Annotated in this window: 20 protein-coding genes and 1 pseudogene; 14 read left to right on the top strand and 7 right to left on the bottom strand. The window is 64.6% G+C overall.

Translation table 11 applies throughout. The features are described from left to right. Nucleotides 1–80 precede the first annotated feature (80 nt). Together ACTHNR_RS05290 and ACTHNR_RS05285 are read left to right on the top strand one after the other, a co-directional pair. Nucleotides 81–1,742, top strand: a complete 1,662-nt coding sequence (locus ACTHNR_RS05290) for a S10 family peptidase (protein WP_440546482.1) — start codon at nt 81–83, stop codon at nt 1,740–1,742. A gap of 179 nt (nt 1,743–1,921) precedes the next feature. Continuing rightward, nucleotides 1,922–3,163, top strand: a complete 1,242-nt coding sequence (locus ACTHNR_RS05285) for a L,D-transpeptidase (RefSeq protein ID WP_440546481.1) — start codon at nt 1,922–1,924, stop codon at nt 3,161–3,163. A 73-nt stretch (nt 3,164–3,236) separates the two neighbouring features. On the opposite strand, the gene ACTHNR_RS05280 is transcribed toward ACTHNR_RS05285, so the two are convergent. Beyond that, nucleotides 3,237–4,820 carry an ABC1 kinase family protein gene (locus ACTHNR_RS05280; RefSeq protein WP_440546502.1) on the bottom strand — a complete coding sequence of 528 codons (1,584 nt, stop codon included), beginning with the start codon at nt 4,818–4,820 and terminating at the stop codon, nt 3,237–3,239. A 266-nt stretch (nt 4,821–5,086) separates the two neighbouring features. On the opposite strand from ACTHNR_RS05280, the gene ACTHNR_RS05275 reads away from it, so the two are divergent. From ACTHNR_RS05275 to ACTHNR_RS05260, 4 genes are all read left to right on the top strand, one after another. Next, nucleotides 5,087–6,124 carry a rod shape-determining protein gene (locus tag ACTHNR_RS05275; protein WP_440546480.1) on the top strand — a complete coding sequence of 346 codons (1,038 nt, stop codon included), beginning with the start codon at nt 5,087–5,089 and terminating at the stop codon, nt 6,122–6,124. 181 nt (nt 6,125–6,305) lie between these two features. Then, nucleotides 6,306–7,175, top strand: a complete 870-nt coding sequence (locus ACTHNR_RS05270) for an MOSC domain-containing protein (RefSeq protein ID WP_440546479.1) — start codon at nt 6,306–6,308, stop codon at nt 7,173–7,175. Nucleotides 7,176–7,270: 95 nt separating this feature from the next. After that, nucleotides 7,271–8,053 (top strand): alpha/beta fold hydrolase, encoded by a 783-nt coding sequence (locus ACTHNR_RS05265; protein WP_440546501.1) that lies wholly within the window; start codon nt 7,271–7,273, stop codon nt 8,051–8,053. 167 nt (nt 8,054–8,220) lie between these two features. Continuing rightward, on the top strand, nt 8,221–10,512 hold the full coding sequence (locus ACTHNR_RS05260; RefSeq protein WP_440546478.1) for an amylo-alpha-1,6-glucosidase: 2,292 nt from the start codon (nt 8,221–8,223) through the stop codon (nt 10,510–10,512). Nucleotides 10,513–10,545: 33 nt separating this feature from the next. Here the strand turns inward: ACTHNR_RS05260 and ACTHNR_RS05255 are convergent, their stop codons facing one another. Together ACTHNR_RS05255 and ACTHNR_RS05250 are read right to left on the bottom strand one after the other, a co-directional pair. After that, nucleotides 10,546–11,556 (bottom strand): DUF2891 domain-containing protein, encoded by a 1,011-nt coding sequence (locus ACTHNR_RS05255; RefSeq protein ID WP_440546477.1) that lies wholly within the window; start codon nt 11,554–11,556, stop codon nt 10,546–10,548. A 111-nt stretch (nt 11,557–11,667) separates the two neighbouring features. Then, nucleotides 11,668–12,474 carry a TetR/AcrR family transcriptional regulator gene (locus ACTHNR_RS05250; RefSeq protein ID WP_440546476.1) on the bottom strand — a complete coding sequence of 269 codons (807 nt, stop codon included), beginning with the start codon at nt 12,472–12,474 and terminating at the stop codon, nt 11,668–11,670. 203 nt (nt 12,475–12,677) lie between these two features. On the opposite strand from ACTHNR_RS05250, the gene ACTHNR_RS05245 reads away from it, so the two are divergent. The 4 genes from ACTHNR_RS05245 (at nt 12,678) to ACTHNR_RS05230 (ending at nt 18,434) form a co-directional block, all read left to right on the top strand. After that, nucleotides 12,678–13,859, top strand: coding sequence for an isovaleryl-CoA dehydrogenase (locus tag ACTHNR_RS05245; RefSeq protein WP_440546474.1), 1,182 nt, complete (start codon nt 12,678–12,680; stop codon nt 13,857–13,859). Between the two features lie 40 nt (nt 13,860–13,899). Continuing rightward, nucleotides 13,900–15,507, top strand: coding sequence for a carboxyl transferase domain-containing protein (locus ACTHNR_RS05240; protein ID WP_440546473.1), 1,608 nt, complete (start codon nt 13,900–13,902; stop codon nt 15,505–15,507). A gap of 69 nt (nt 15,508–15,576) precedes the next feature. Further along, nucleotides 15,577–16,362: an enoyl-CoA hydratase/isomerase family protein gene (locus ACTHNR_RS05235; protein ID WP_440546472.1), complete on the top strand. Its 786-nt coding sequence runs from the start codon at nt 15,577–15,579 to the stop codon at nt 16,360–16,362. A gap of 65 nt (nt 16,363–16,427) precedes the next feature. Continuing rightward, nucleotides 16,428–18,434, top strand: coding sequence for an acetyl/propionyl/methylcrotonyl-CoA carboxylase subunit alpha (locus tag ACTHNR_RS05230; protein WP_440546471.1), 2,007 nt, complete (start codon nt 16,428–16,430; stop codon nt 18,432–18,434). A gap of 94 nt (nt 18,435–18,528) precedes the next feature. Here ACTHNR_RS05230 and ACTHNR_RS05225 read toward each other — a convergent pair whose 3' ends face one another. From ACTHNR_RS05225 to ACTHNR_RS05210, 4 genes are all read right to left on the bottom strand, one after another. Further along, nucleotides 18,529–19,026: a hypothetical protein gene (locus tag ACTHNR_RS05225; RefSeq protein ID WP_440546470.1), complete on the bottom strand. Its 498-nt coding sequence runs from the start codon at nt 19,024–19,026 to the stop codon at nt 18,529–18,531. Nucleotides 19,027–19,034: 8 nt separating this feature from the next. After that, nucleotides 19,035–19,568, bottom strand: a complete 534-nt coding sequence (locus tag ACTHNR_RS05220) for a hypothetical protein (RefSeq protein ID WP_440546469.1) — start codon at nt 19,566–19,568, stop codon at nt 19,035–19,037. A gap of 276 nt (nt 19,569–19,844) precedes the next feature. Next, nucleotides 19,845–20,633: a CDP-diacylglycerol diphosphatase gene (locus tag ACTHNR_RS05215; RefSeq protein WP_440546468.1), complete on the bottom strand. Its 789-nt coding sequence runs from the start codon at nt 20,631–20,633 to the stop codon at nt 19,845–19,847. A gap of 104 nt (nt 20,634–20,737) precedes the next feature. Beyond that, entirely contained in the window at nt 20,738–21,685 is a 948-nt protein-coding gene (locus ACTHNR_RS05210; RefSeq protein WP_440546467.1) for a TorF family putative porin, read from the bottom strand. A gap of 245 nt (nt 21,686–21,930) precedes the next feature. On the opposite strand from ACTHNR_RS05210, the pseudogene ACTHNR_RS05205 reads away from it, so the two are divergent. From ACTHNR_RS05205 to ACTHNR_RS05190, 4 genes and pseudogenes are all read left to right on the top strand, one after another. Next, nucleotides 21,931–23,214: pseudogene (locus ACTHNR_RS05205) on the top strand (quaternary amine ABC transporter ATP-binding protein); the annotation flags it as partial. Next, nucleotides 23,207–24,115 (top strand): choline ABC transporter permease subunit, encoded by a 909-nt coding sequence (choW, locus tag ACTHNR_RS05200; protein WP_440546466.1) that lies wholly within the window; start codon nt 23,207–23,209, stop codon nt 24,113–24,115. The pseudogene ACTHNR_RS05205 and the gene choW, both read left to right, overlap by 8 nt. 17 nt (nt 24,116–24,132) lie before the next feature. Continuing rightward, complete coding sequence (locus tag ACTHNR_RS05195) at nt 24,133–25,119, top strand: GlxA family transcriptional regulator (protein WP_440546465.1); 987 nt, start codon at nt 24,133–24,135, stop codon at nt 25,117–25,119. A 142-nt stretch (nt 25,120–25,261) separates the two neighbouring features. Continuing rightward, nucleotides 25,262–26,197 carry a choline ABC transporter substrate-binding protein gene (locus ACTHNR_RS05190; protein WP_440546500.1) on the top strand — a complete coding sequence of 312 codons (936 nt, stop codon included), beginning with the start codon at nt 25,262–25,264 and terminating at the stop codon, nt 26,195–26,197. Nucleotides 26,198–26,222: the final 25 nt, after the last annotated feature.

Here is a 26,222-nt window from a genome sequence, read left to right as displayed (position 1 = left end):
AAAAGCCGCAGTAGTTCGCCAACGCAGCCTGCGCGTGCGCTCGGACTCGCACGCCGGCCACAACAGATGGAGCGATTACGATGAATTCCGATACCGGCAGCCCGCAATCGTCGCCTCACAATGCTCACGCGCCGTCGGCGGGCAGAGCCTCGATGCCGCATGCGTTTCTGAATCGCGCGCAGGACGACCAGCCGTTTTACGATGAAGTCGCTTACGGGAAGGGGCCCGACGACTCCGTGACGGACGCAAGCGAGACCGCCGCGATTACGCACCACACGATCACGATCGGGGGCAGAAAGATCAACTACACGGCGACGGCGGGCCACCTCGTCACCGTCGACGAATCGAGTTCGAAACCGAATGCGAAGATGTTCTACGTCGCATTCACGGAGGACAATCAGACCGAAGAGCGCCGGCCCGTGACGTTCTTCTACAACGGCGGCCCCGGGTCTTCCGCGGTGTTCGTGCTGCTGGGATCGTTCGCGCCCAAGCGCATCAAGACGTCGATGCCGGGCTTCACGCCGCCCGCGCCCTATTCGCTCGAGGACAATCCCGATAGCCTGCTCGACAGGAGCGACCTCGTATTCATCAATCCGGTCGGCACGGGCTATTCGGCTGCGATCGCGCCGAACAAAAATCGCGATTTCTGGGGCGTCGATCAGGACGCGCGCTCGATCAAGCAATTCATCAAGCGGTTCCTGACGAAGAACAGCCGGTGGAATTCGCCCAAATACTTGTTCGGCGAATCGTACGGCACGGCGCGCAGCTGCGTGCTCGCGTACATGCTGCATGAAGACGGCATCGACCTGAACGGGATCACGTTGCAGTCGTCGATTCTCGATTACAGGCAAGCCGGCAATCCGGTCGGCGCATTGACGACCGCCGCGGCCGATGCTTGGTATCACAAGAAGCTCGGCGTAGCGCCGACGCCCACCGATCTCGGCGCCTTCGTCGAGGAAGTGGCGCAATTCGCGCGTACCGACTATCTCGCCGCGCTGCGCAAATTCCCGCAGACGGACGATGCGGTTGTCGAAAAGCTCTCCCAGTACACCGGCATCGACAAGACCACGTTGCTGGCTTGGAGTCTCGATATCGCCGGGTATGACAGCCGAGGCAATTCGTTGTTCTTGACGACGCTGCTCAAGTCGAAGGGCGTCGCGCTCGGCGCCTACGATGGCCGAGTGACGGCGATCGATACGGGCATTGCCGGGCAAATCGATCCGAACTCGGGCGGCAACGATCCGACCATGACAGCCGTCTCCGGCGTCTATACGACGATGTGGAACGAATACTTGAACGAGCAGTTGAAATACACGTCGACGTCGTCGTTTACCGACTTGAACGACCAGGCTTTCCAGAATTGGGATTTCAGCCACATCGATCCGACCGGTGCGCAGAAGGGCAAGGACGCGCAGGGGAACATCATTTTGTATACGGCGGGCGACCTGGCCGCGGTGATGGCGCTCAACGTCGATCTCAAGGTGCTGTCGGCCAACGGCTTTTATGACTTCGTGACGCCGTTCTATCAAACGGTGCTCGATCTGCAGCAAATGCCCCTGATCGAACAAACCGTGCGTAACAATCTGTCGGCGCGTTTCTACCCGTCCGGGCACATGATCTACTTGGACGGCGGCTCGCGCACGGCGCTCAAGGCCGATCTGGCGAAGATGTACGACACGGTCGGCGCCGACGCGCCGGCCATGGCGCGCGTCCGGATGCTGCAGGAGCGGCGTCGCGCATAGCAAGTAGGGCTAGGGCATAGGCGGCGAGCGGCGAGATCGACTCGGCCGCGAAGTACGAGCGGCAGCGTCAAGATGCTTGGCGCTGCCGCTTTTCTTGTCGGCGATAAAGCCTTGTTGCGCCCGCCAAGTACGGGTCTTGCTTGAACGCAGGAGGCAAGCACTTCCTACGATCCCAATTGATGAATGAAGCAAAACTTTCCTGCCCGCTCGTCGCATCCTCCCGAGGTGCGGAACTCGAAAACGGACATGTGTCGGGTAGATGGCCCTATCGACGAAACGATGCCCGGCCAAGACGCGGGCGCGCTGTCGCCATGGCCGTTTGCTGGACGGTATGCACGGTTTGCCTGTGGCCTGCGGTGACGCTGGCAGCGGCCCCGGCGCCGGTCCTAGCCGCAGCCGAGGCGGCCGCGAAGGCCGCGGCGCCCGGCGCATCGAAAGGGCAGGCGGTGGCGACGGCCGCGCCTGGCTCGGCGGCGTCGGCACCGAAGCCCTCATCGGCGTCGTCACCGGCTGATGCGCTCGCTTCCCCGGCCGCAGCCGCGTCCACCGCTTCCGCAGCGGAGGCGGCTTCGGCAGCCGAGGCTGCCTCCGCCGCTTCCGCTGCCGTCGCGGCCGCGGCCAAGCGCGCCGCGGACGTCGCCGCGCACTTGGATCCGCGCGATGCGCTCAAGCTGCGCGATCAATTCGAAAGCGACGTGACGCGACGCCTGGCGGTCCCCCCGGCCGACCAGCAGGCTTATGCGCAACGGCTGCAGGCGGCCTTGGCGGAAAAGGGGCTCGGCGCGCTCGCACGGCAATACGTCGTGCTCGTCGACCGCAACCCGAACGTGCAAGCGCTCTTCCTCTACTTTCGCGGGAATCCGACCGATTCTTGGGCCCTGATCGGCGCCTCGCCCGTGTCGACTGGGTTGCCAGGCCGCTATGACCACTTCGTCACGCCGATCGGCGTGTTCGATCATTCGCCGCAAAACATGGATTTTCGCGCCGAGGGAACGCTCAACGAAAACGGTATCCGCGGCTACGGCGCACGCGACATGAGGATTTTCGATTTCGGCTGGACCGACGCCGAGCGAGGCTGGGGGAAGGGCGGGATGTCGTCGATGCGCTTTCAGATGCACGCGACCGATCCGGAGAAACTGGAGCCGCTGCTCGGGATACGCCATTCGAAGGGCTGCGTCAGAATCCCGAACTCGCTCGATCGCTTCCTCGATCATCACGGCATTCTCGACGCGCAATACCAAGCAATCGCCGATGCGGGCATTGCGCTTTGGGTGCTGCATGCCGACCGGGCGACGACCCCTTGGGCGGGCCGCTATCTGGTTGTCGTGGACTCAGGCGCCACGACGCGGCCGTCTTGGTCGCCGCAGCCTAAGCGCGAGATCCGCGCGCGCATGCCGGATGCGGCCGACACCGCCGATTGAGTGACGGTCGCGAGGGTAACGGCGGGCGAAGGCAGGCAACGGTGTCGCGAAGCGATGCGCGGGGGCGCCGCCGCTATCGCATGAGCCAGACGGCCCCCGCACCGAGCAAGGCTCCGGTCAGGGCGCAGCTCCACAGTAGGCGCCGCGTGGTGCGCTGCTCCTTCCGAAATTGCGCGAACCACGCCATCGTATCGTGCTGGACGCGCGCGTCGTGCCGGTGTTGCAGCCGCTGGACAGCCAGCGTCGGCAGGCGCGGCATCATCGCTAGATGCGGCAGTTCGCGCGAGAGGCGCTTGATCCAGCCGCGATGCCCTACGTCTTCGCGGGCCAGCGCTTTGAGCGTGCCTTTGACGATTTGCCAGGTGTCGATGCTGGGCGATAACGTGCGCGCCAGCGTTTCCGCCCGCACCAGTGCATCGTGGGCGAGTGCGAGCGATTCGGAAATGCCGCCGCCGAAGGGCTCCACAGCGCCCAGCAGATGCTGCAGCAAGGCCCCAGCCGAGCGCTGCTCGCTGGGCACGGAAAAATGAGGTTCGGCGCGCGTGCGCAGCTCGGCTTCGAGCACCTCCTCGCGCGTGTGCGGCGCAACGTGGCCCGCTTCGCGATGCATCGCGGCAAGCCGTCCGTAGTCCTGCTCGATCAGCGCGTTCGCCCCATGAATGAAGAAGGCGCGCTCGGGCTCGGAGAGCGTCGCCATGATCCTGCAGTCGCCGAATACGAGCCTACCGAGCGATTTCGGCTCGACGCTCACGCGAAGCCGCTCGGCATCGAGTGCGGCATGGAAGAAACCGTGCGAGAACGCTTGTTCGACGACGACCTCGACCACGCGCTCGGCCAGCGCTTCCAGATCGACGCCGCGTCGACGCAGCGATTCGATATCGGTGACAGCCAAGGTGTCGATGCGCTCGATGACGAGTGCGTGCTCGGTGGACAGGCCCCAGACGACCTCGGGGACGACGACGCGCTCGTCGTCGTTGAAGCGCTGGCCGGTCTGCGACAGATTCGCGGCTTCCACGCGCAAGTCGAATCGGCGCTGAAGCTCCGCCGCGAGCGCCTGCGTCATGGCGTAAAGCTGCAGCTCCCGCGCGGAAGGCAGTAAGCGCTCGAGTAGGCGCGCTACCCAGTTCAGGACGGCCACGTCGTCGCCGAGTCGCTCCACTTCGTGCACGCGCAGCAGCTTGACCGCCACTTCGCTATACCCGCCGTCTCGCCGGGCCGCATGTTCGGCGGTGCGCAACCGCGCACCGTGCACCTGCTCGGCGATGCCGCTTTCGAGCGCCGTGGGGTCGAGGAACGCGAACGCCGCCTCGGGCGCGCGCCCCATGGCGGCGCCCAGGGCGGGAACGACTTCGGCCGGCGCGAGCGGTTTCACCAAGGACGCTTCGATGCGGGAGACCAAGCCGAAGGCGTCGTGCAGCGAACGGACGACCGCTTGTGGATGTTGCACCGCGTTAGCGGCGAGCGCACTCGCGAGCGGGCCAAGTTGCGGGAGCGCTCTATGCAGGGCTTCTCGTGCGTCCGACGAAGTCCGCAGGCGCGCCGTCAGGCTCGCGATCCAGCTCAGCTTGTGCCCGCGAGGCGCGGCGCGCCAGAGCAGCGCCGCCCCGTAGCGCAGCACGCAATAAAGAAGGAGCAGCCTGCGAAGCGTAATGTGCATGTAAGAGAAAAAAAGCCCAACGAAAGTCGAACGGGTGAGAACGATAAGCATGCCATGCGCACGATGACGCCGTCGCGCCGCCCGTTCGATGCGGGATGGCTACCGCATCGCACAACGGTAAAAAACCAACGTACCCCTAAAGTTGCGGCAAATGCTGCCGTAAAGGGGGCATCGGCCCGGCCGTGCTATCCGCAACGAGCACAGCGTGCGCCTCGCCCGCCGCGACGGGACGCATGTCGTTGTTGTCATCCACGAGAGAGTCAACGATGTCGCATCATGCATTCTTCAATCGGCTATTCCCGCAAAGCGTGGCGGTCGATCTGGGCACGGCCAATACACTCATCTATACGCGCGGGCAGGGCATCGTGCTGAACCAGCCGTCGGTCGTCTGCTTTCAAAAGACGACCGATGCAGGCAAGGGCCGCGTGACCGCCGTGGGCGATCAAGCCAAGCAACTGCTCGGGCGCTCCCCCGGCAACGTCGAGGCCGTTCGGCCGATGCAGCATGGCGTCATCGCCAATTTCTCCGCCGCCGAGCGCATGTTCCGCGAATTCGTCGACATGGCGCGATTGCGTTCGATGTTCGGACGCCGCGCGGAGTTCACTATTTGCGTGCCGTCCAATGCGACCGCCGTCGAGCGGCGCGCGATCCGCGAGGCCGCGTTGGCCGCCGGCGCCGCTAGAGTCACCTTGATCGGCGAATCGCTTGCCGCGGCGGTAGGCGCGGGCTTGCCCGTCGCGGAGGCGCGGGGCTCGATGATCGTGGACATCGGGGGCGGCACGACGGAAGTCGGCGTGGTTTCGCTGGGCGGCATGGCGTATCAGACGTCGGTGCGGGTCGGCGGGGACCAGTTCGATGCGGCCATCATCGCCCACGTACGCAACGTGTACGGCGTGATGCTGGGCGACCAAACCGCCGAGGTCGTCAAAAAAACGATCGGCACGGCGACGATGAACGTACCGCGCGAGCGCATGTGCGCCGTCGGCCGCAGCTTGGCGGACGGCTTGCCGCGTACGATCGAGCTGTCGAACCACGACGTGGCCGAGGCGTTGGCTCTGCCGCTGAAGACTGTGATCGGCGCGGTCAAGAGCGCGCTCGAGAACGCGCCGCCCGAACTCATCACCGACATTGCCGACACCGGCATCATGTTGACCGGCGGCGGCGCGCTGCTGGCCAATCTCGACAAACGACTCGTGGAAGAGACGGGGCTCGCCGTGCGCGTGGCGAACGAGCCGCTGACCTGCGCGGTGCGCGGCGCGGGTGCGGCCGCGGGGTGCGTCGATTCGGCTTCGTTCCTGCAATAGTCGGGGCGTGCGCCGCGGCGAATGCGACGCGGCCGAAGGTGTTTCAAAAGGCGAACCTGCCGCTTTGCGCGCGCCGGCGCATTGACCGTTCGGCTTGGCCGTCCCCGCGCGGCAGCGCCCTCCTCGTGCCGGTGGTACCATCCCCGTTCCGCTATCCGCGTTCCGCCGGCGCCGGCCTTTCATGCCTTCGATCAGCCAACTCAACGTCTTTCCCATCAAATCGTGCGCGGGGATGTCGCGCGACAGTGTCCGTCTCACGCCTCATGGCCTCGAACACGACCGCAATTGGATGGTAGTCGACCTGCAAGGGCGCTTCGTGACTCAGCGTACGCATGCCCGTCTCGCGCTCGTTCGCCCTTCGCTCGAAGGCGATGCGCTGACGGTGCAGGGGCCCGGCATGCCCGCGCTGGCGTTGCCGGTCGATGCTGCCGAGCTGGCGAATAGCCCGACGATCCGGGCGACAGTATGGAAAGACACCGTGGCGGCGCTCGACGCCGGTGACGAGGCCGCGCGCTGGTTCTCCGATTTTCTCGATGCGCCCGTGCGGCTCGTCCGGTTCAATCCGGGGAACGAACGTACGGCCAGCGCCAACTGGACGGGCGACGTGAGGGCTCAGGTGCGCTTTGCGGATGGATTCCCATTGCTCGTCCTCGGCGAAGCGTCGTTGGGCGATTTGAACGCACGCTTGGCGGGCAAGGGCGTCGACCCGATTGCGATGAACCGATTCAGGCCGAACCTGGTGCTTGCCGGCATCGAGGCGTACGAAGAGGACTTCACCGAAACGCTTCGCATCGAGGCCGAGGGCGGGGAGGTTCAGTTGCGCCTCGTTAAACCCTGCACCCGTTGCCCCATTCCGACGATCGATCAAGCCCATGGCGCTCCCGATCCGCGCTGGCCCAACGAGCCGACCGATACGATGAGCGCCTACCGCGCGGATAGTCGCGTCGATGGCGCCGTTTCGTTCGGACAGAATGCGATCGTGATCGCGGGGGCGGGCGATACGCTCACCGTCGGCCAAACCGTGGACGCCGAACTGCGTTTCGATGCGTGAGCGCAGCCATGACCGCTAATCCCCCCGGCCTGCGTCGCGCGGCTTTGGTTCCGGACGACGAAGTTCGTTTCATCGAGGTCGAAGGCGGGTTACGAATGGCTTACGTCGATCGCGGCGCCGGCCCGCTCGTGCTGTTCGTGCACGGATCGCTCTGCGATTATCGATATTGGCAGCCGCAGCTTGCCGGATTATCGAGCCGATACCGGTGCGTGGCCGTGAGCCTCACGCACTATTGGCCGCTCGCCGCTCTGGCGCGCACGGTTCCGTTCAGCTGGAGCAAGCATGCCGACGAGCTGGCGCAATTCTTGGAAAAACTGGGCGGCGGGCCGGCGCATGTCGTCGCGCATTCCCGTGGCGGAGCCGTGGCTTTTCAGTTTGCTACGCGCCATCCCCAGTATCTGCAAACGCTGACGCTCGCCGATCCGGGCGGCCCGCTTTCGTCTCCCGGGCAACCGCACGCCGTGCTGCCCGACACGGTCAATGCGCTTCGCGCCAAGGCCGCCCAACTGATCGAGACGGGCCAAACGGAAGCCGGATTGCAGTTGTTCGTCGATTCGGTGAGCCGCGTGGGCTCGTGGGCGAAGAGCACGACCGCGTTCCGTGCGATGGCGCTCGACAATGCGCCGACGCTGCCGCTTCAATTTCAAGATCCGTTGCCCGCCTATACGCGCGAAGCGGCATGGAGCCTGCGTTGTCCGACGCTCTTGATCGACGGCGAGAAGAGTCCCGACCTGTTCAGGCGCAACGTGAACATGCTCGAAAGCTGGTTGCCCGACGTCCGGCGCCACACCATCCGCGGCGCGTCCCACGGGATGAACCTGGCGCACCCGAGCGCCTTCAATCGGCACCTCGATGAATTTTTCGACGATCATGCGTGAACCGGGGCGCGGGCGTGACGCGCGGGCATCATGCTTGCGCGGCTCGCCCTGTTGTTTCTTTCACGCATCGCTTCCTACAATCGAGGCAGGTCCATTTTCGTAAAGCATTCGGTTGGCGCGGCGCGTGAAAGCGCGGCGCCCACACTCGCACCGATAGGAGCTAGACGATGCTCGACACCGAAGCATTGAGCGACACCCCCTCTCAAGCCGGCGCCCCGCTGCAGGGCGGCCCCGACGGCGCATTCATCGCGCCCGAGCATCCTTACATCGCGCGTACGAGCCAGTACGTGCTGAAGTCCGGCGATACGTTCGTCGTGAACGATCCGCTCGGCGATATCAACGGCCTCGACGACGGCTTGTTCGTCAACGACACGCGGATGCTGTCGCAGCTGCGCCTGACGTTCGGCGGGCGCGCGCCGTCGCTGCTGTCGGGCAACGTCAGCAACGACAATGCTTCGTTCACGGCGCATCTCACGAATCGCCCGCTGCCGCCGATCGGCGGCGAGGGCACGCCCGAAGGCGTGATCCACGTCGAACGGCTGCGCGTGCTGTGCGGCACGGTGCTTTATGAAGCCATTACGTTGACGAACTACGGCTATTCCGACGCCGTCGTGCCGCTGTCGATTTCGTTCGCCAGCGATTTCAAGGATATGTTCGAAGTGCGCGGGCTCAAGCGGACGCAGCACGGAACCACCGAGGCGCCGCGCGTGGGGCGCGACGATGTGCGGCTTGCTTATGTCGGGCTCGACGATGTCGAGCGGCACGTCGACATTTCGTTCGCCCCCACGCCGAACCAGCTGTTCGCCGATCGCGCCGACTATACGATCGATCTTTCGGCGCATGCATGCGTGTCGATCTACTTGTCCGTCGCCACGCACACGCAAGCGATGCCGGCGGCGCGCGGCACGGAGCAGCCGGGCGCGCAGATCGCGCAGCCGCCGCACAGTTCCAACCCCTCGCATTTCACGCAGATCGACGCGGTGCGCCCGCGTGTGGGACGCGCGGCCGTGCGCGCGGCGCTCGCGGACACGCACTTGTCGATGCGCGAGCGCCGTCGCGCCACGGCGCGGCTGCGTTCCAGCAATCCGCTGTTCAACGCTTGGCTCGACCGCTCTTTCGCCGATCTGAGCCTTTTGACGACCGATCTGCCGACGGGCCCTTATCCGTATGCGGGCATTCCGTGGTTTTCGACGCCGTTCGGGCGCGATGCGGTCACGACGTCGCTGCAGACGCTATGGCTGCAGCCGTGGCTGGCTCGCGGCGTGTTGCGCTTTCTCGCCGAGCATCAGGCGCGGGAGGATTCGAAGTTCCGCGACGCGGCCACGGGCAAGATCATGCACGAGATGCGCAAGAGCGAGATGGCCGCGACAGGCGAAGTGCCGTTCGCGCTTTACTACGGCGGGGTCGATACGACGCCGCTGTTCATCGTGCTGGCGGGCGCCTACGCGGCGCGCACGGGCGACGATGCGTTCATCGCGGAACTGTGGCCCGCGCTCGAGCGCGCGGCGCAGTGGGTGTCGAATGTCTGCGACAAGAATCGTCATGGGCTCGTCGACTATCGCTGCGAGTCCGATCGCGGGCTGGCGAACCAGGGCTGGAAGGACAGTCACGATTCGGTCTTCCATGCGGATGGGCGCATGCCGGAAGGCCCGATCGCACTCGTCGAAGTTCAGGCCTACGCCTGCGCGGCCTTCGACACGATGGCCGAATTCGCCACACAGCGCGGGCTGACCGAGGACGCCGCGCGCTATGCGTCGCGTGCGACGGCTTTGCGCGAACGCGTGGAGGCGTTGTTCTGGATGCCGGAGCTCGATTTCTACGGCATTGCGCTCGATGGTCACGGCGAGTTGTGCCGGGTGCTCGCGTCGAATGCGGGGCATCTGCTTGCCTTTGGGCTGCCCGCGCGTGCTCGGGGCGAAGCGGTCGCGCGGCAGTTGCAGTCCACTTTGTTTCATACGGGCTGGGGCGTGCGCACGCTGGCGGCGGGGCAGGCGCGCTTCAACCCGATGGCCTATCACAACGGTTCGGTCTGGCCGCATGACAATGCGCTGTGCGCGCGCGGACTGGCGCGCTACGGCAATAAGCAGGCTGCCGTGCATTTGCTGCAGGCTTTGTTCGAAGCGGCCGTGAGCTTCGATATGCGCTTGCCCGAGCTTTTCTGCGGTTTTACGCGTCAGCGCGGCGAACCGCCGACGGCTTATCCCGTGGCGTGCTTGCCGCAGGCCTGGGCGGCGGGTGCGCCGTTCATGATGCTCGAGGCGTGTCTAGGCGTGACGGTCGACGCGGTGCGCGGTGAAGTGCGCATCGATCAACCGGCGTTGCCCGAGGGCATCGATTGGCTCGAAGTGCGCAACCTGCGTGTAGGGGAAGGCGCTGTGACGATCACGTTCCGGCGTGTGGGAGAAAAGGTCGTGCCCTCGACCGATAGCGGGAACGTGCGGGTGGTGGCGATGTTGTAGGGCGTCGAGAGGCGCAAGGCGGGCCTGCGCTCGTCAAGCCTCCAATGCCAACAACGCAAACGTCGCGAGCCAATGCTCGCCCATGTAATCCCCGGCGACGTGAGCGAGCCCTGCTTTCAAGTGCGCTTGTGCCGCTTGCGAAAGTTCGAACTTGCGGGGATCGCCGTCGGGCAGCGCCGCCGCGAGGGAGCGCTGGCACCAAGCGCGGCTCAAATTGAGCCCGTCGAGATGCGCGATTTTGCCGTCGGCGCGATCGGTGACGGTTGCCGGCACGAATAGCGTGGCCGGCTCGCGCTGCGCCAATCGGGGCAAAAATCGCTCGAACCAGATTCCGAATGCATCGAGCGGCAGCACACGCCGCATCAATTCGGCTTCCATCAGCGAAGGCGATAGAAACTCGTCCCCGCTCGGCTCCCATGCCTGACAGTCGACGTCGCGCTTATGCCAGCGCCAGGCCGTTTCTTCAATCAGCGTCGCCAGGTCGGTGCGTCCGGTATTTCTCGCGAAGTCGAGCGTCAGCGCAAGCGCGAACGCCGTATTGAAATGCGTCCCGACGCGCAACGGATAGGTCGCCTTCGGCAAGAACTCGGTAAAGCGTTCGATGACCAGATGCGTCAACGGCGCAAGCGTCGAGCCCCATCGGATGGCTTCGGGCGAGCGCATGCCGTCGAGTTGCCCCGCTAACGCAAGCAGCCACGCCCAGCCATAGGGCCGTTCGAACCCTCGGTTGTGAGGCAGACTCAAGTAAGCCACCTCGCCGGCCACGTTAGCCTCGGTGAAATGCTTATCGACGACGTCGCGTATTTGCTGCGCCTGCGGCAGCCCCGGATAGCGGTCGAGCAGCCGCAGCAGCAGCCAATAGCCGTGGACACACGAATGCCAATCGTAGCTGCCGTAGAAGATCGGGTGCAATTCGCGCGGCGAGCGCACGTCTTGTGGCCCCGCCAGGGAATGCGTCAGCTTGTTCGGATATTCGCGTGTGAGATGGGACAGGGCGATCGCGGCGAATTTCGAGGCGATCGCGGGGGTGAGTCGGGTGGTCATCGAGGCGGAGAAAACGTCAGGAGCAGTAACGATAGTCGCGTGACGGGCGTTCGGCAAGCGAACGAAGGCCCGGTTACCGTCGTCCGCGCTCCCCGTCTTCGATGTCCCGCTTCAATTGCCCGTCTTGATGGGCTGATCCGCGTGCTTTTTATTCTCTGCGCCGGCGGGCTCGCGTCCCCGTTCGCTGAACTGCACCGCGGCTTCATAGCGCCGCATGGCTTCGTCCAGATCCTCCTTCAACCGCACGAGCGAAGCGAGCGCGGGCGCGGGCGGCTGCAGGGCGGTCCATAGCGTATCGGCGAGTCGATCGGCCGTGACGTCGATATCGAGCGTGCGGTGCGCGAGCGTCGCATCCCACAGCACGTGCTCCATCGGGCCGAACACCATCGAGCGCATCAAGCGCAACGGCAGGTCGGGCCGAATTTGCCCAGTTTGCTGCGCTTGAGACAGCACGCGCATGAGCGGGGCCGTGTAGCGGCGCTGCAAAGAGGTGAGTTCGGCGCTGAGTTCGTGATGTTTCGCGCGCCCCTCGGATAAAACCAGCGAGCACATGCCCGTGCCGTGCACGAGCATCAGGCGCAAGTGCGTCCGGACAATGAAGGAGAACTGCTGACGCGCACTGCCGTCGCGCGGCAATCCCGTTTCGATCGCGGCGATGATTTCGTCGTACCAATCGGCGATCACCCGCGCGCAAAGCTCCCGCTTGCCGCGAAAGTAGCTGAATACCGTGGCCTCGGACACGCCGAGCCGCTGCGCGATCTCCGCCGTCGTCGCGCGCTCATACCCTTTTTCCGAAAACACGTCGCGTCCCGCCTGAAGGATGTCCTTCACGCGTTGCTGAGACTTTCGGCCGGCCGGCTGACGCCGCGCGCCGGCGGTTTCCGCCTTCGATTCTTCCGCCGGTTGAGTCGTATTCAACTTTGGTGTATCCGCTAGATCGTTCGCCTGGATAGTAGCACTGCCAAGCCTGTTCAGCGCTCGATCGCATAAAAATGAGCGTCACTCAAAAAATAGTTGACGCGTACGTAAATGTGGCGTGAAATGCGCGTTGACCGAGCGCACGCGCCGCTCGCAGGCCGCGACCGGCCCCATCGGACATTCGGAATTCGAGGAGACATTTCATGAGCAACGTGCCTGGTTTGCAGTTCGCGCTCGGCGAAGACATCGACATGCTGCGCGACGCCATCGCCAACTTCGCCGCCAAGGAAATCGCGCCGCGGGCGGGCGAAGTCGACCGCACCGATCAATTCCCGATGGACTTGTGGCGTAAATTCGGCGAACTGGGCGTGCTCGGCATGACCGTGTCGGAGGAATACGGCGGCGCCAACATGGGCTATACGGCGCACATGGTGGCGATGGAGGAAATCTCGCGCGCTTCGGCGTCGATCGGCCTGTCCTACGGCGCGCATTCGAACCTGTGCGTGAACCAGATCCACCGCAACGGCACCGAAGCGCAGAAGCGCAAGTACCTGCCCAAGCTGGTGTCGGGCGAGCACGTCGGCGCGTTGGCGATGAGCGAACCGAACGCGGGTTCCGACGTCGTCAGCATGAAGCTGCGCGCCGACAAGCGCGGCGATCGCTACGTGCTGAACGGCACGAAGATGTGGATCACGAACGGCCCCGATTGCGACACGCTCGTCGTCTATGCGAAGACGGATGTGGAAGCCGGCGCGAAAGGCATCACGGCCTTCATCGTCGAAAAGGGCATGAAGGGTTTCTCGGTCGCGCAAAAACTCGACAAGCTCGGCATGCGCGGCTCGCACACCGGCGAACTCGTGTTCCAAGACGTGGAAGTGCCCGAGGAAAACATCCTCGGCCAGCTGCACGGCGGCGTGAAGGTGCTAATGAGCGGGCTCGACTACGAGCGGGCCGTGCTGGCCGGCGGCCCGACGGGCATCATGCTCGCGTGCATGGACGCCGTGGTGCCCTACATCCACGACCGCAAGCAGTTCGGCCAGCCGATCGGCGAATTCCAGCTGATTCAAGGCAAGGTGGCCGATATGTACACGACGCTGCAAGCCTGCCGTGCGTACCTTTACGCCGTCGGCCGCCAGCTCGATACGCTCGGCAAGGAACACGTGCGCCAAGTGCGCAAGGATTGCGCAGGCGTCATTCTCTACACCGCGGAAAAGGCCACGTGGATGGCGGGCGAAGCCATTCAGGTCCTTGGCGGCAACGGCTACATCAACGAATACCCGGTCGGCCGCCTCTGGCGCGATGCGAAGCTCTATGAGATCGGCGCGGGCACGAGCGAAGTGCGGCGCATGTTGATCGGCCGCGAGCTGTTCGCCGAAACCCTTTGATTGCGATCCTCATCAAGCGCGAGACGGAGCATCGAGCCTTATGCCGATCATCGAAAGTAAGTTGAACCCGCGCTCGGACGAGTTTCGAGCGAATGCTGCGGCGCTGGAGGCGGTCGTCGCCGACCTGCGCGCGAAGGTGGCGCATCTCGCGCTCGGCGGCGGACAAGCCGCGCGCGACAAGCACGTTTCGCGCGGCAAGCTGCTGCCGCGCGATCGCATCGCGCAGTTGCTCGATCCGGGCACGCCGTTCCTCGAGTTCTCGCAGTTGGCGGCCTACGGCATGTATCACGATGCCGCGCCCGGTGCGGGCGTCATTACGGGCATCGGCCGTATCGCCGGCCAAGAGTGCGTGATCGTGTGCAACGATGCGACGGTCAAAGGCGGTACGTACTACCCCATGACGGTCAAGAAGCACGTTCGCGCACAGGAAATCGCGTTCGAAAACCGGTTGCCGTGCGTGTACCTCGTCGATTCGGGGGGCGCCAATCTGCCCAATCAAGACGACGTCTTCCCCGATCGCGATCATTTCGGCCACATCTTTTTCAATCAGGCCAACATGTCGGCGGCGGGCATCGCGCAGATCGCCGTCGTCATGGGCTCGTGCACGGCGGGCGGCGCCTACGTGCCGGCCATGAGCGACGAGTCGATCATCGTCAAGAACCAGGGCACGATTTTCCTGGGCGGCCCGCCGCTCGTGAAGGCGGCGACGGGCGAGGAGGTCAGCGCCGAGGATCTCGGCGGCGGCGACGTGCATACGCGTCTGTCGGGCGTGGCCGATCACCTCGCGCAAAACGACGCGCATGCGCTCGGTTTGGCGCGCGGCATCGTCGGCAAGCTGAACCGCACGAAGCAACCGCCCGTGGCGATGCGCGAAGCCAAGCCGCCGCGCTACGACGCGCAAAGCCTCTATGGCGTGATTCCCGTGGATACGCGCAAGCCGTTCGACGTGCGTGAAGTCATCGCGCGCATCGTCGACGATTCCGAATTCGACGAATTCAAGGCCCGCTTCGGCACGACGCTCGTCACCGGCTTCGCCCACATTTGGGGCCACCCCGTGGGCATCATCGCGAACAACGGCATTCTGTTCTCGGAATCGGCCGTGAAGGGCGCGCATTTCATCGAACTGTGCTGCCAGCGCAAGATTCCGCTCGTGTTCCTGCAGAACATCACGGGCTTCATGGTGGGCCGCAAGTACGAGAACGAGGGTATCGCGCGCAACGGCGCGAAGATGGTCACGGCGGTCGCCACCGCGAAGGTGCCGAAATTCACGGTCATCATCGGCGGCTCCTTCGGGGCCGGCAACTACGGCATGTGCGGCCGCGCTTATTCGCCGCGTTTCTTGTGGATGTGGCCGAACGCGCGCATCTCGGTGATGGGCGGCGAGCAAGCCGCGTCGGTGCTGGCGACGGTCAAGCGAGACGGCATCGAAGCAAAGGGCGGCACGTGGAGCGCCGAGGAAGAGGAAGCATTCAAACAGCCCATTCGCGATCAATACGAGCATCAGGGCCACCCTTATTACGCCAGCGCGCGGCTGTGGGACGACGGCGTCATCGATCCGGCCCAAACGCGCGACGTGCTCGGCCTGGGGCTATCGGCGGCAATGAATGCGCCGATCGAGGAAACGCGTTTCGGCGTGTTCAGAATGTAATGCGCGGCGAAACGAACGAGAAAGTAGAGCAGCGCAAGTCGCCCGAGTAGCAGGCACTGGAGACGATCAATGCAATACAGCATGCTGGAAGTGGCGTTCGCCGGACATGTCGCGACTGTGACGCTCAACCGCCCGGACGTGCGAAACGCGTTCAACGAAACGACGATCGCCGAGCTGACCGATGCATTCGCCCAGCTCGATCGCCGCGAGGACGTGCGCGCGATCGTGCTCGCCGCCAACGGTCCGGCGTTTTGCGCGGGGGCGGATCTGAACTGGATGAAGAAGATGGCGACGTTCTCCGACGAAGAGAACTGCGTCGATGCGCGCCGTCTTGCGGACATGCTGTCGGCCATCTACCGAGCCTCGAAGCCCGTCATCGCGCGTGTGTCGGGTGATGCTTACGCCGGTGGCGTCGGCCTCGTCGCCGCGAGCGACATCGTCGTGGCCGTCGACTCGGCGCGGTTTTGTCTATCGGAAGCGCGCCTCGGCCTCATTGCGGCGACGATCGCGCCTTACGTCGTTCGCGCGCTGGGCGAGCGCGCATCGCGGCGCTACTTCACGACGGCCGAGCCGTTCGATTGCGCAACGGCGCAGCGGCTCGGGCTCGTGCATGAGGTCGTGGCGTCCGACGCGCTCGACGCCGCGGTCCAGAAAGTCGCGGCCGCGCTGTGCGCCAACGGTCCGCGGGCCGTGCGCGAATCGAAGCGCCTGGTGCAGGACGTAGCGGGCCGCGCGATCGACGAAGCGTTGATCGACGATACCGCTCGCCGCATCGCTCAGATTCGCGCCGGCGAAGAAGGGCGCGAGGGCGTCGCATCGTTCCTCGAAAAGCGCGCGCCTGCCTGGCGCGATTGATCCGTTCTCGACGGTAGCCGATTCAACCGATTGCAACCGATAGCCGCTTCATTGCGAGATTATTCATGTTCAACAAGATTTTGATTGCGAACCGCGGTGAAATCGCTTGCCGCGTGGCCGCGACCTGCAAGCGGCTCGGGATTGCGAGCGTCGCGGTGTACTCCGACGCCGACGCGAACGCGAAGCATGTCGCCGCATGCGACGAAGCGGTGCATATCGGCGGCTCGGCCGCGGGCGAAAGCTATCTGCGCATCGAGCGCATCATCGAGGCCGCCTTGAGCACGGGTGCGCAAGCCGTGCATCCGGGTTACGGTTTTCTTTCGGAAAACGAAGCGTTCGCGCAAGCGTGCGAGGCAGCCGGGCTCGTCTTCATCGGCCCGCCGGTTTCGGCCATCGCCGCGATGGGATCCAAGGCCGCGGCGAAGGCGCTCATGCAAGCGGCCGCCGTGCCGCTCGTACCGGGCTATCACGGCGATGAGCAAGACGCCGAACTTTTGCACCGCGAAGCCGACGCGATCGGCTATCCGGTGCTGCTCAAGGCAAGCGCGGGCGGCGGCGGCAAGGGCATGCGCGTGGTCGAAAAGAGCGAGGATTTCGCCGCGGCGCTGGCGTCGTGCAAACGCGAGGCGGCCAGCAGCTTCGGCAACGATCGCGTGTTGATCGAAAAGTATTTGTTGCGCCCGCGTCACGTCGAAGTGCAGGTCTTCGCCGATCGACTCGGCGGCGCGGTCTACCTGTTCGATCGCGATTGTTCGGTGCAGCGCCGTCATCAGAAGGTGCTCGAGGAAGCCCCCGCGCCGGGCCTATCGGACGAGGTGCGCCGCGCCATGGGCGAGGCCGCGGTGGCTGCTGCCCGGGCTGTGTCGTACGTGGGCGCGGGCACGGTCGAATTCATCATGACCGACAGCGCGTTCTACTTCATGGAGATGAACACGCGGCTGCAGGTCGAGCACCCGGTCACGGAGATGATCACCGGGCAAGACCTCGTCGAATGGCAGTTGCGCGTCGCCGCGGGCGAGCCGCTGCCGTTGCGGCAGGATCAACTGCGCATCGACGGCCACGCGATCGAAGCGCGCGTGTACGCGGAGAACCCGGCTCGCGGGTTCCTGCCGTCGACGGGCACGCTAAAGTATCTGCGGATGCCCGAAGCCGTCGAATTCTCGCTTGGTGCGCCTTCGCGCGCGCCGGTGCGGATCGACAGCGGTGTGCGCGAAGGCGATACGATCACCCCGTTCTACGATCCGATGATCGCGAAGGTGATCGTGCACGGCGCCGATCGCAAGGAAGCGCTCGCGCGCATGAGCCGCGCGCTGCAAGGTTGCGAAGCGGTCGGTCCGCAGACGAATGTCGCGTTCCTGCAGCGTATCGTGGAATGCGAGCCGTTCGCCACGGCCGATCTCGATACGGGGCTCATCGAGCGCAACCACGCTCAATTGTTCGCCCCTGCCGAGCGGCCCTTCAAAGAGGCGCTGGCGCTGGCTTGCGCCGCGCTGCTGACGCGCGAGGGCGGTGTCGCGCATGGGGCGTCGCCGTGGGATGCGCTCTCGCATTGGCGCCTGAACGGCGGCTATCGGCAAACGATCGAATGGCGCGACGTCGAAAACGACGCGACGTTCAAAGCGACCTACGTGCGCGAGAACGGGACGCGCTCGCTCGAGCACGACGGCGTATCGGAAACGTTCGACTGGTGGCAAGGCAACGAGCCGCATACGTTCGGCGCGCGTTTCGGCGAGCGGCGCGTGACGGGGCGGGTATTTCTCGACGGCGACGTGTTTCATGTCTTCTGTCAGGGCTTTGCGCTCTCGTTCGAATGGCAAAATCTGTTGGCCCACGCGGCCGATGCCGAGCATGGCGAGGGACGCCTGACCGCGCCGATGCCGGGCAAGGTCATCGCGGTGCTCGTCGAGCCCGGCGCGGTCGTGGAAAAGGGCGCGCCCTTGATCGTCATGGAGGCGATGAAGATGGAGCACACGATCGGCGCGCCGGCTTCGGGCAAAGTGGCCGAGGTGCTCTATGGGGTCGGCGATCAGGTCGCCGACGGGGCGCAGTTGCTCGTCATGGAAGCGCAGTGAGGGCGTAGCCGATCATCGATGCCCGATGGCGTCGATGTCGTATCGGCACGTCGCGGCTAGCCCGGCCGGTTGGCTTCCATGTCTTCCGTAGCCCCTACTGCAACGTCCCCCATCGGTCGACCGCGGGTTCCGCCGACGCCCATTTCCACCGTCCGCCTTGCCGGCACGCGCTTGCGGTAAACCAGTCCACCGGCGCGTTCGGTTTGTCGCCGTCGACGACCGAGAACGCAAATTCCTTGCAGCTCGTCAGCGCCGTGTCGAATACGCGGGTGACGCGCACCTCGCCGTGGCCGTTTTCGATCGGCAGGGTATGCTCGACTCGCCATGGCTGGGACGCACCCAGCGGCATCTCGCCCACCAGCATCGCGATCCTATCCTGCTGGTCGCGGTGCATGCTTCGCATGTAGCGATTCACGGCTTCGTCCGTCGCGGACTGCACAGCGATGCCGACGCCGATTCCCACCGCCGGGTTTGAAGTGACGGCGCCCGTCGCGACGCCCGCCACCGCGCCGCTTGCCGCGCCGATCGACGAACAGCCCGTCATGGCAGCGCTTGCGCCCACGCAGGAAAGCACGAGGGCGATCAGCCTCATGCGCGCGTTCATTGCAGTGCACCCCAGCGTTCGGTTGCCGGCTCCGCCGACGCCCATTTCCATGCGTTGCCGTCGCGGCAGACCGAGGCCACATAGAACGCGCTCGTGGCCGGCTTGTCCTTGGTCGCGTCCGCGTCGACCGAGAAGACGATTTCCTTGCAATCGAGCGCACCGGTGCTGATGGCGCGGCTAACGGTCACGCGGCCATGTTCGTCGGGCTCGATCGCCACGGTGTGCTTGACGCTCCAGGGCGCAACCGCGCCGACGGCCAGCGGCCCGGCGGCGGTCGCGATCATGTTTTGCGTATCCCGGTGCACGACGCGTTCGGTGTATTGCACGCCGGCCTTCGCGGCGGCGACGGCGCCAAGGCCGATACCGGTCGCGACAGCTGCGTTGCGTGTGACCTTCGACGCGAGCGCTGCGCCGGCGATACCTGCGCCGGCCGTGGCGCTTTCGGTATAGACCGACGTGCAACCGTTCAAATTGGCGATGGCCGCCGCCGCGAGCGCGGCGACCGCAAATCGGCGCGTAATGTTTTGCATTGTCTTTGCCCTAATCGCTTGCCTGTCTTTATCGATGGCGAATTGCTGTCCCACCGCATGTAGCACGCCTCGCGCCGCCGGCTGGCTTCAACTCGCGGCACGCGGCGCGACGCCGCCATGCGGCGGCATTTTGCAGCATGGCGTTTGACAAAGGCATTCAAAAAAGTGCAAAAAATTGCAAACGAGCGGTGCAATGCGCCGATTCGATAGAAAACAACGTGAAATCGTGCGGCGACCGGTAGTGCGGCCTCCACGTCTACTTACAACCTGCAAGCATCAGGACGACTGCCCGCATCGATGATCGAGCAGCGTTTCGGCCGAGCCGGTCCCGCCATCGGTATCGAGGCTGCTGTTGACGATGAACCATCCGGCGTCTGTGCCTTGCGCTCCCGCACCGGTGACGAGAATCGTCTGCGACGCCATCCTGTCGGGGCCCGCTCGATCTCGCGCGACGATGTCGAACGGATTGAAATCGAACGCACCGCCCGGTATGCGCATGACGCGGTAGCGTGCGCCGTCGATCGCGGCGTCGGTCCAGACCCGCGGCGGGTCGTTTCGATGCGAGGCCAGCGCGGCCGTGGCGCTCGCACTCATGCAATCGATGTGAATATGAAGCTGCTCTTGCGAGCGACGCATGGCCGAATTGATTTCGAGCCCGATCTCGTCGTCGGGCAGCGGCGCCCGCCGAGCTTTTTGCAGCGCGCGTTCCACATAGCGCCGCGCATTCCAAGCATCGGCCCAATAGTTCGGGGCATCGGGTGCGAGCAGCAGGGGGCTTTCAATGCCGGAGACGCGATCGGTCGGAATCAACAAATGCTGTGCCGCGCCATTGCGATCCCGCAAGATGGCGAAGCGCCCCGGAAGATCGACGCTCGCGCAGATCCCAGGATTGCCTTTCGTGCGCGCAGCCGGCACGCAGTCGAGACTGACGATTTGCCAGAGCGCGTTAGGGTCTGCCGCGGCGAGGATGGAGCACCCGGCGGCGACGAGCGCCGCGCAGGCAGCGAGGACGAGAGAGCGGCGACGCTTGAGGGGAGGATCGACCGAACGGAGTGAGTCTGACATGGCCTTTGGCGTGTTGGCGGTAGCACGACGCGGCCATTCTGTCATGGAAACAAAAACGGACGGCGCGAAGTCCTACCCGCGCCGTCCGTGCTTGGCGGCAAGACTCAAAAGACCTTCGTAATCGTCGCAAAGAACGTCGTTTTCAACGGATTCGATACGGCGATGTTGCCCGATGAATCCGGCGCGCCGGTTGTGTAACGGTCGTAGACGTTGGTGGCGCCCCAAGCCTTCGTGACGGCTCCGGTCAGCGTCCATCCGCCATCGAATGTTTTGGACACCGCAATCTTCCCGTCTTGCCAGTTGTAGGCCGAGAAGTTCTGCACGCGCTCCCAGCCGTAGTGCAGCAGCAGCGAGAAGCCGTGCGTGAGATCGATGTTCGTGTTCAGGTCGAGGTAGCCCGAACCGCGGCTGCCTTTGCCGTTGCCGATGCCGAGCGATTGGCTGTCGTAGCCGAAGTAATTAGGCGTGTAGGTGAGCCAATACTTCGCCGTGAACCACTTGTACGTGAGCCCCGCGACGAATTCGCCGTAGTTGTAGCTCGTATTGGCCGCCGACATGCGCGCGCCCGGATACACGTAGTAGTAGATCGTGCCGGTGTACGACAGATCGCCGAGCGCGCCGCCGTACCCGCCGTAGAGATCCCATTCGACCGTGCCGCCTTCGATGAACTTGCCGCTGACGCTCGACAGCCAAGTGCCCGCGAATAATCCGCTCGGGTGGGTGTAGTCGAAACCGCCTTGGATTGCGGGTTTGCCCCAGGTTTGACGGAAACCGCGCGACACGTACTGCGAGGCAAGCGTAACGTTGGCGGTAAACGGCGAGGCGGGCGGCGCTGCCGCCGGAGCCGCCGGAGCCGCGGCTGTCGCCGGCGGCGTGGCCGAAGCGGGATCGGCGGCCGCCGTGGCGGTGGCCGCGGCCGGAGCGCTCGCGGCGGCGCCGCTCGCATCGGCGGCTTGCGCGAGCGCCGCCGGCGCATGGAGCGATCCGATCAATAGCGCCGCGGCGCCGAGCGCCGTGGACGTTAGGCGTGACTGTATCTTCGGGTGAGTCATCGTGCGCTCCGTCGTCGTTATAGTCGGTACGGCCGGCTGGCTGCCCGGCTCGCCTGGTCGGATTCCATTCGGGTACGGATCCGGTTGGGCTGAGTATTGCCAGCCGATATGCGCACTGCTGACGCGTTTTCGGACGCGAATCTGCCGTTTCGCGACATGCGCTTCGCATGCGGGGATTGCATTCGTCGCGCAGAGCCTTATGCTACGGCCCTCCGCCGGGAAAAATGCTCGGCGAGGCGACATGCTCGTGTCGCTTTTTCGCAAGCGTGCGTCGGAATTCGTCGGCTACTTGGGGATTTTTCTGGCAACCATGTAGGCAGACTGTGCAGGCATTGGCCTGCCGCAAGGAGACGGAAGAGATGAGTTCACCGAAGGTAAGAGTGCAGGGGCTTTGCAAGGTATTCGGCGCAAATCCCAAGCAAGCGCTCGACATGCTGGCCGGCGGCGCGACGAAGGACGAGATCTTCGCCCGCACGGGGCAGGTCGTCGGCGTGCACGACGTGTCGTTCGATGTGCCCGAGGGCGAGATTTTCGTGCTGATGGGGCTGTCCGGCTCCGGTAAATCGACGTTGATTCGTCTGGTGAACCGTCTGGTCGACCCGACCGCCGGCAAGGTGCTGATCGACGGGCGCGATGTCGTCACGGCGCGGCGCGGGGAGCTGACCGCACTGCGCCGAAAAGACATGAGCATGGTGTTCCAATCGTTCGCGCTCATGCCGCAGCGCACCGTGCTGTCGAACGCCTCGTTCGGGCTCGAAGTGGCCGGCGTGGGCCGCAAGGAGCGCGAGGCGCGGGCGATGACCGTGCTCGAGCAAGTGGGCCTTGCGCCGTTCGCGCACAAGCTGCCCGCCGAGCTGTCCGGCGGCATGCAGCAGCGTGTCGGCCTGGCGCGCGCGCTGGCGGTCAACCCTTCGCTCATGATCATGGACGAAGCGTTTTCCGCACTCGATCCGCTCAAGCGCAAGGAAATGCAGAACGTGTTGCTGCAGCTGCAAAAGGAGCAGCGGCGCACGATCATGTTCGTTTCGCACGACTTGGAAGAAGCGCTGCGCATCGGCAACCGGATCGCGATCATGGAAGGCGGCCGCCTCGTGCAGCTCGGCACGCCGCAGGAAATCATCAGCAATCCGTCCAACGAGTATGTGCGCGCGTTCTTCGAGGGCGTGGACACCAGCCGGTATTTGACGGCGGGCGATCTGATGCAGACCGATGCCGTGCCGCTCGTGCGGCAGTTCGATGCGGCAGGTGTAGCGGCGTCGCTGAACGGCAGCGCCGACTATGCGTTCGTGCTCGATGCACAACGCAAGATTCGCGGCTTCGTGACGCGCGAGGCGCTCGGCGACAGTGCGCCTCGTCTCGCGCAGGTCGAGTGCATCGCGCGCTCCGCGACGCTCGAGCAGGTCGTGTCGCGCGTCGTGGCCCACCCGCGCGCGCTGCCGGTGGTCGACGACGACGGCTGCTACTGCGGCTCGGTCGATCGCGCCGTCGTTCTTCAAGCCATCACCCGTACGCGAGGTTCTCATGTCTGAAATGATCCCACTCGGTACTTGGGTCGACCAATCGGTTCACTATCTGCTCGACCATGACAGCCGTGCGTTCGACGCGGTCGGTCGCGCGATCGAAAGCCTTGCCGCGCTCGTCGAGCATGGCTTGCAGGCCATTCCGATGTGGGCGCTCATGGCGTTCTTCATCTGCATCGGGCTTTGGCGGGTAGGCTGGCGCTTCGGATTGTTTACGACGCTTTCGCTGTTGTTGATCTACGCAACGGGCTTCTGGGATCAAACCGTCATCACGCTCGGGCTCACGCTCTCATCCACGTTGATCAGCCTGCTGTTCGGCATTCCGCTCGGCATTTGGACGGCCAAGAACAAGCACGTGGCGCTCGTCGTGCGTCCGATCCTCGATCTGATGCAGACGATGCCGGCCTTCGTCTATCTGATCCCGGCCGCGATGCTGTTCGGGCTCGGCCGTGTCCCGGGTATTTTGTCGACCGTGATTTTCGCCATGCCGCCCGCCGTGCGTTTGACGAGCCTCGGCATCCGCCACGTCAATCGCGAAATCGTCGAAGCGGGGCAGGCGTTCGGCTGCACGCCCTGGCAATTGCTCTATAAGGTGCAATTCCCGAACGCATTGCCGTCGATCATGCAAGGCGTCAACCAGACCATCATGATGGCGTTGTCGATGGTGATCATCGCGTCGATGGTGGGCGCGGGCGGGTTGGGCAACGACGTTCTGGCGAGCATTCAGCGGCTCGACATCGGGCTCGGCTTCGAAAGCGGCTTGTCGGTCGTGTTGCTCGCCATCATTCTCGATCGCATCACGGAAAGCTTCGGCCGCGCGCCGGGTACGGTGAAAGCGCCGCTCTTGAGCGGGTTGCGCAGCGCCATGCGCTCGCGCAGCGGGGCCCAGCAGCCCGCGGCGCAGAGCTGAGCCAGGCGAGGGCAAGCATGACGCCGGCTACCGTGATGCAGCCTGACCTTGCAGAGTCGACGCCCGCTCACTTCGGGTTCTTGACGCTGCCGAACTTCTCGATGATCGCTTTCACGAGCGCCGTCGAGGTGTTGCGAATGACGAACTACGTCAGCCGCGCGACGCACTACCGATGGTCCGTCGTGTCGGCGGACGGCGTCCCGGTGCGGGCGAGCAACGGCGTGACCGTCACGCCTACTCGAACGCTCGAGGAGGTGGGCATGCCGGACGTGCTCATCGTCTGCGGCGGCACGCAGATCCGCAGCGCCGTGGATACGCGCGTGAAGGCGCTCCTGGCCGATCTCGGCGACCGCGGCGTGCGGCTCGGGGCGATTTGCACGGGCGCTTACGCGCTCATGAGCGCCGGGCTGCTCGACGACTACCGGTGCACCGTCCATTGGGAGGACATGTCGTCGCTGCACGCCGAGTTTCCGCGCGTGAAATTCACCGACGAACTGTTCGTCATCGATCGCGACCGATTGACTTGCACGGGCGGCACGGCGCCGCTCGACTTGATGCTGCATCTGGTCGGTCAGCGTTTGGGCACCCATCTGGCCGCGCAGGTGTCGGCACAATTCATCCTCGAGCGCATTCGCAGCGCGTCCGATCATCAGCCGATTCCGGTCGACGCGCGCATCGGCTTCTCGCGCGCCGAACTGATCGAAGTCGTGCGCCTCATGGAAGCCAACATCGAAGAGCCGCTTTCCCTCGAGGAACTCGCGCGGCTCGTCCGGCTGTCGCAACGCCATCTGCAGCGCATGTTCAAGGTGTATCTCGACGTATCGCCCACCCACTACTATCTGTCGCTGCGATTGCGCCGAGCGCGCGACTTGCTGCGCACGACCGACGCATCGGTCGCCCGTGTGACGACCATATGCGGCTTTCAGTCGCCGTGCCATTTCAGCAAGGCCTATCGCGCGCAGTTCGGTTATGCGCCGAGCCGGGAACGCCGGCAAGTGAATTGATTCGAAGGCAACGATTGAGAGTCCTCCGGCTGTGTAGTTAGGACTCCTTCGTATTTGGATGGACGTTTTCCGAAAACGGCGCTAAGCCGATATAACTGTACGAACCGTACGAAATGAGGAGAGTCTGATGAATCGACGCTTGATGAAAGCCGGCTGGGCTTGCGCGGCTGCCGCGCTGGTGACGACGAGCGCCTATGCGGCCGATCCGGCCGTGTGCCGCAATGTGCGGTTCGCCGATGTGGGATGGACCGATATCGCGGCGACGACCGGGCTCGCCTCGGCCGTTTTCCAAGGGCTCGGCTACAACCCGACGAAGACGATCGCCTCGGTGCCGATTACGTTCGCGGGCATCAAGAGCAAGCAGATCGACGTCTTCCTCGGCTACTGGTCGCCCACGATGGATCCGATGATCGAGCCTTTCGTCAAAGCCAAGCAAATCGAAGTGCTCGGCACGCCGAATCTCACGGGCGCGAAATATACGCTGGCCGTACCCGATTACGTTTATAACGGCGGCTTGAAAACGTTCGCCGATATTCAAAAGTACGCCGATAAGCTCGACGGCCGCATCTACGGCATCGAGCCGGGCAACGACGGCAATGCGTTGATCGACAAGATGATCAAGGGCAACCAATTCGGTCTGGGCAAGTTCAAGCTCGTGGAATCGAGCGAAGCCGGGATGCTCGTGCAGGTGCAGAAGGCCATTCGCGAAAAGCAATGGATCGTATTCCTCGGGTGGGAGCCGCATCCGATGAACGTGCAGATGAAGATCGACTACCTGAGCGGCGGCGACGCGGTGTTCGGGCCGAACTATGGGGAGGCGAAGGTCTTCACGGCCACGCCGCCCGATTATGCGGCGCGCTGCCCGAATGCGGCGAAGCTCGTGTCGAATCTGCGGTTTACGACGGATATCGAGAACCACGTGATGATGCCGATCATGGATAAGGAAGATCCGAACAAGGCCGCGGCGCAGTGGCTGAAGAAGAACCCGCAGGTGCTGGACAAGTGGTTGGCAGGCGTGACCACGATCGACGGCAAGGATGGGTTGGCGGCGGTCAAGTCGTATATCGCGGCGCATTGAGGCGTGGGCCGGCCGAGTTCGGCCG

Source organism: Trinickia sp. (assembly GCF_051954495.1).
In the GTDB taxonomy this organism is placed as follows: Bacteria; Pseudomonadota; Gammaproteobacteria; order Burkholderiales; family Burkholderiaceae; genus Trinickia.
This window is presented reverse-complemented; position numbering and strand designations above follow the sequence as displayed.

Coding starts and splice junctions, on each gene's coding strand:
- ACTHNR_RS05290 (WP_440546482.1), top strand. CDS start 81: ATGAATTCCGATACCGGCAGCCCGCAATCGTCGCCTCACAATGCTCAC.
- ACTHNR_RS05285 (WP_440546481.1), top strand. CDS start 1,922: ATGAATGAAGCAAAACTTTCCTGCCCGCTCGTCGCATCCTCCCGAGGT.
- ACTHNR_RS05280 (WP_440546502.1), bottom strand. CDS start 4,820: ATGCACATTACGCTTCGCAGGCTGCTCCTTCTTTATTGCGTGCTGCGC.
- ACTHNR_RS05275 (WP_440546480.1), top strand. CDS start 5,087: ATGTCGCATCATGCATTCTTCAATCGGCTATTCCCGCAAAGCGTGGCG.
- ACTHNR_RS05270 (WP_440546479.1), top strand. CDS start 6,306: ATGCCTTCGATCAGCCAACTCAACGTCTTTCCCATCAAATCGTGCGCG.
- ACTHNR_RS05265 (WP_440546501.1), top strand. CDS start 7,271: ATGGCTTACGTCGATCGCGGCGCCGGCCCGCTCGTGCTGTTCGTGCAC.
- ACTHNR_RS05260 (WP_440546478.1), top strand. CDS start 8,221: ATGCTCGACACCGAAGCATTGAGCGACACCCCCTCTCAAGCCGGCGCC.
- ACTHNR_RS05255 (WP_440546477.1), bottom strand. CDS start 11,556: ATGACCACCCGACTCACCCCCGCGATCGCCTCGAAATTCGCCGCGATC.
- ACTHNR_RS05245 (WP_440546474.1), top strand. CDS start 12,678: ATGAGCAACGTGCCTGGTTTGCAGTTCGCGCTCGGCGAAGACATCGAC.
- ACTHNR_RS05240 (WP_440546473.1), top strand. CDS start 13,900: ATGCCGATCATCGAAAGTAAGTTGAACCCGCGCTCGGACGAGTTTCGA.
- ACTHNR_RS05235 (WP_440546472.1), top strand. CDS start 15,577: ATGCAATACAGCATGCTGGAAGTGGCGTTCGCCGGACATGTCGCGACT.
- ACTHNR_RS05230 (WP_440546471.1), top strand. CDS start 16,428: ATGTTCAACAAGATTTTGATTGCGAACCGCGGTGAAATCGCTTGCCGC.
- ACTHNR_RS05225 (WP_440546470.1), bottom strand. CDS start 19,026: ATGAGGCTGATCGCCCTCGTGCTTTCCTGCGTGGGCGCAAGCGCTGCC.
- ACTHNR_RS05220 (WP_440546469.1), bottom strand. CDS start 19,568: ATGCAAAACATTACGCGCCGATTTGCGGTCGCCGCGCTCGCGGCGGCG.
- ACTHNR_RS05215 (WP_440546468.1), bottom strand. CDS start 20,633: ATGTCAGACTCACTCCGTTCGGTCGATCCTCCCCTCAAGCGTCGCCGC.
- ACTHNR_RS05210 (WP_440546467.1), bottom strand. CDS start 21,685: ATGACTCACCCGAAGATACAGTCACGCCTAACGTCCACGGCGCTCGGC.
- choW (WP_440546466.1), top strand. CDS start 23,207: ATGTCTGAAATGATCCCACTCGGTACTTGGGTCGACCAATCGGTTCAC.
- ACTHNR_RS05195 (WP_440546465.1), top strand. CDS start 24,133: ATGACGCCGGCTACCGTGATGCAGCCTGACCTTGCAGAGTCGACGCCC.
- ACTHNR_RS05190 (WP_440546500.1), top strand. CDS start 25,262: ATGAAAGCCGGCTGGGCTTGCGCGGCTGCCGCGCTGGTGACGACGAGC.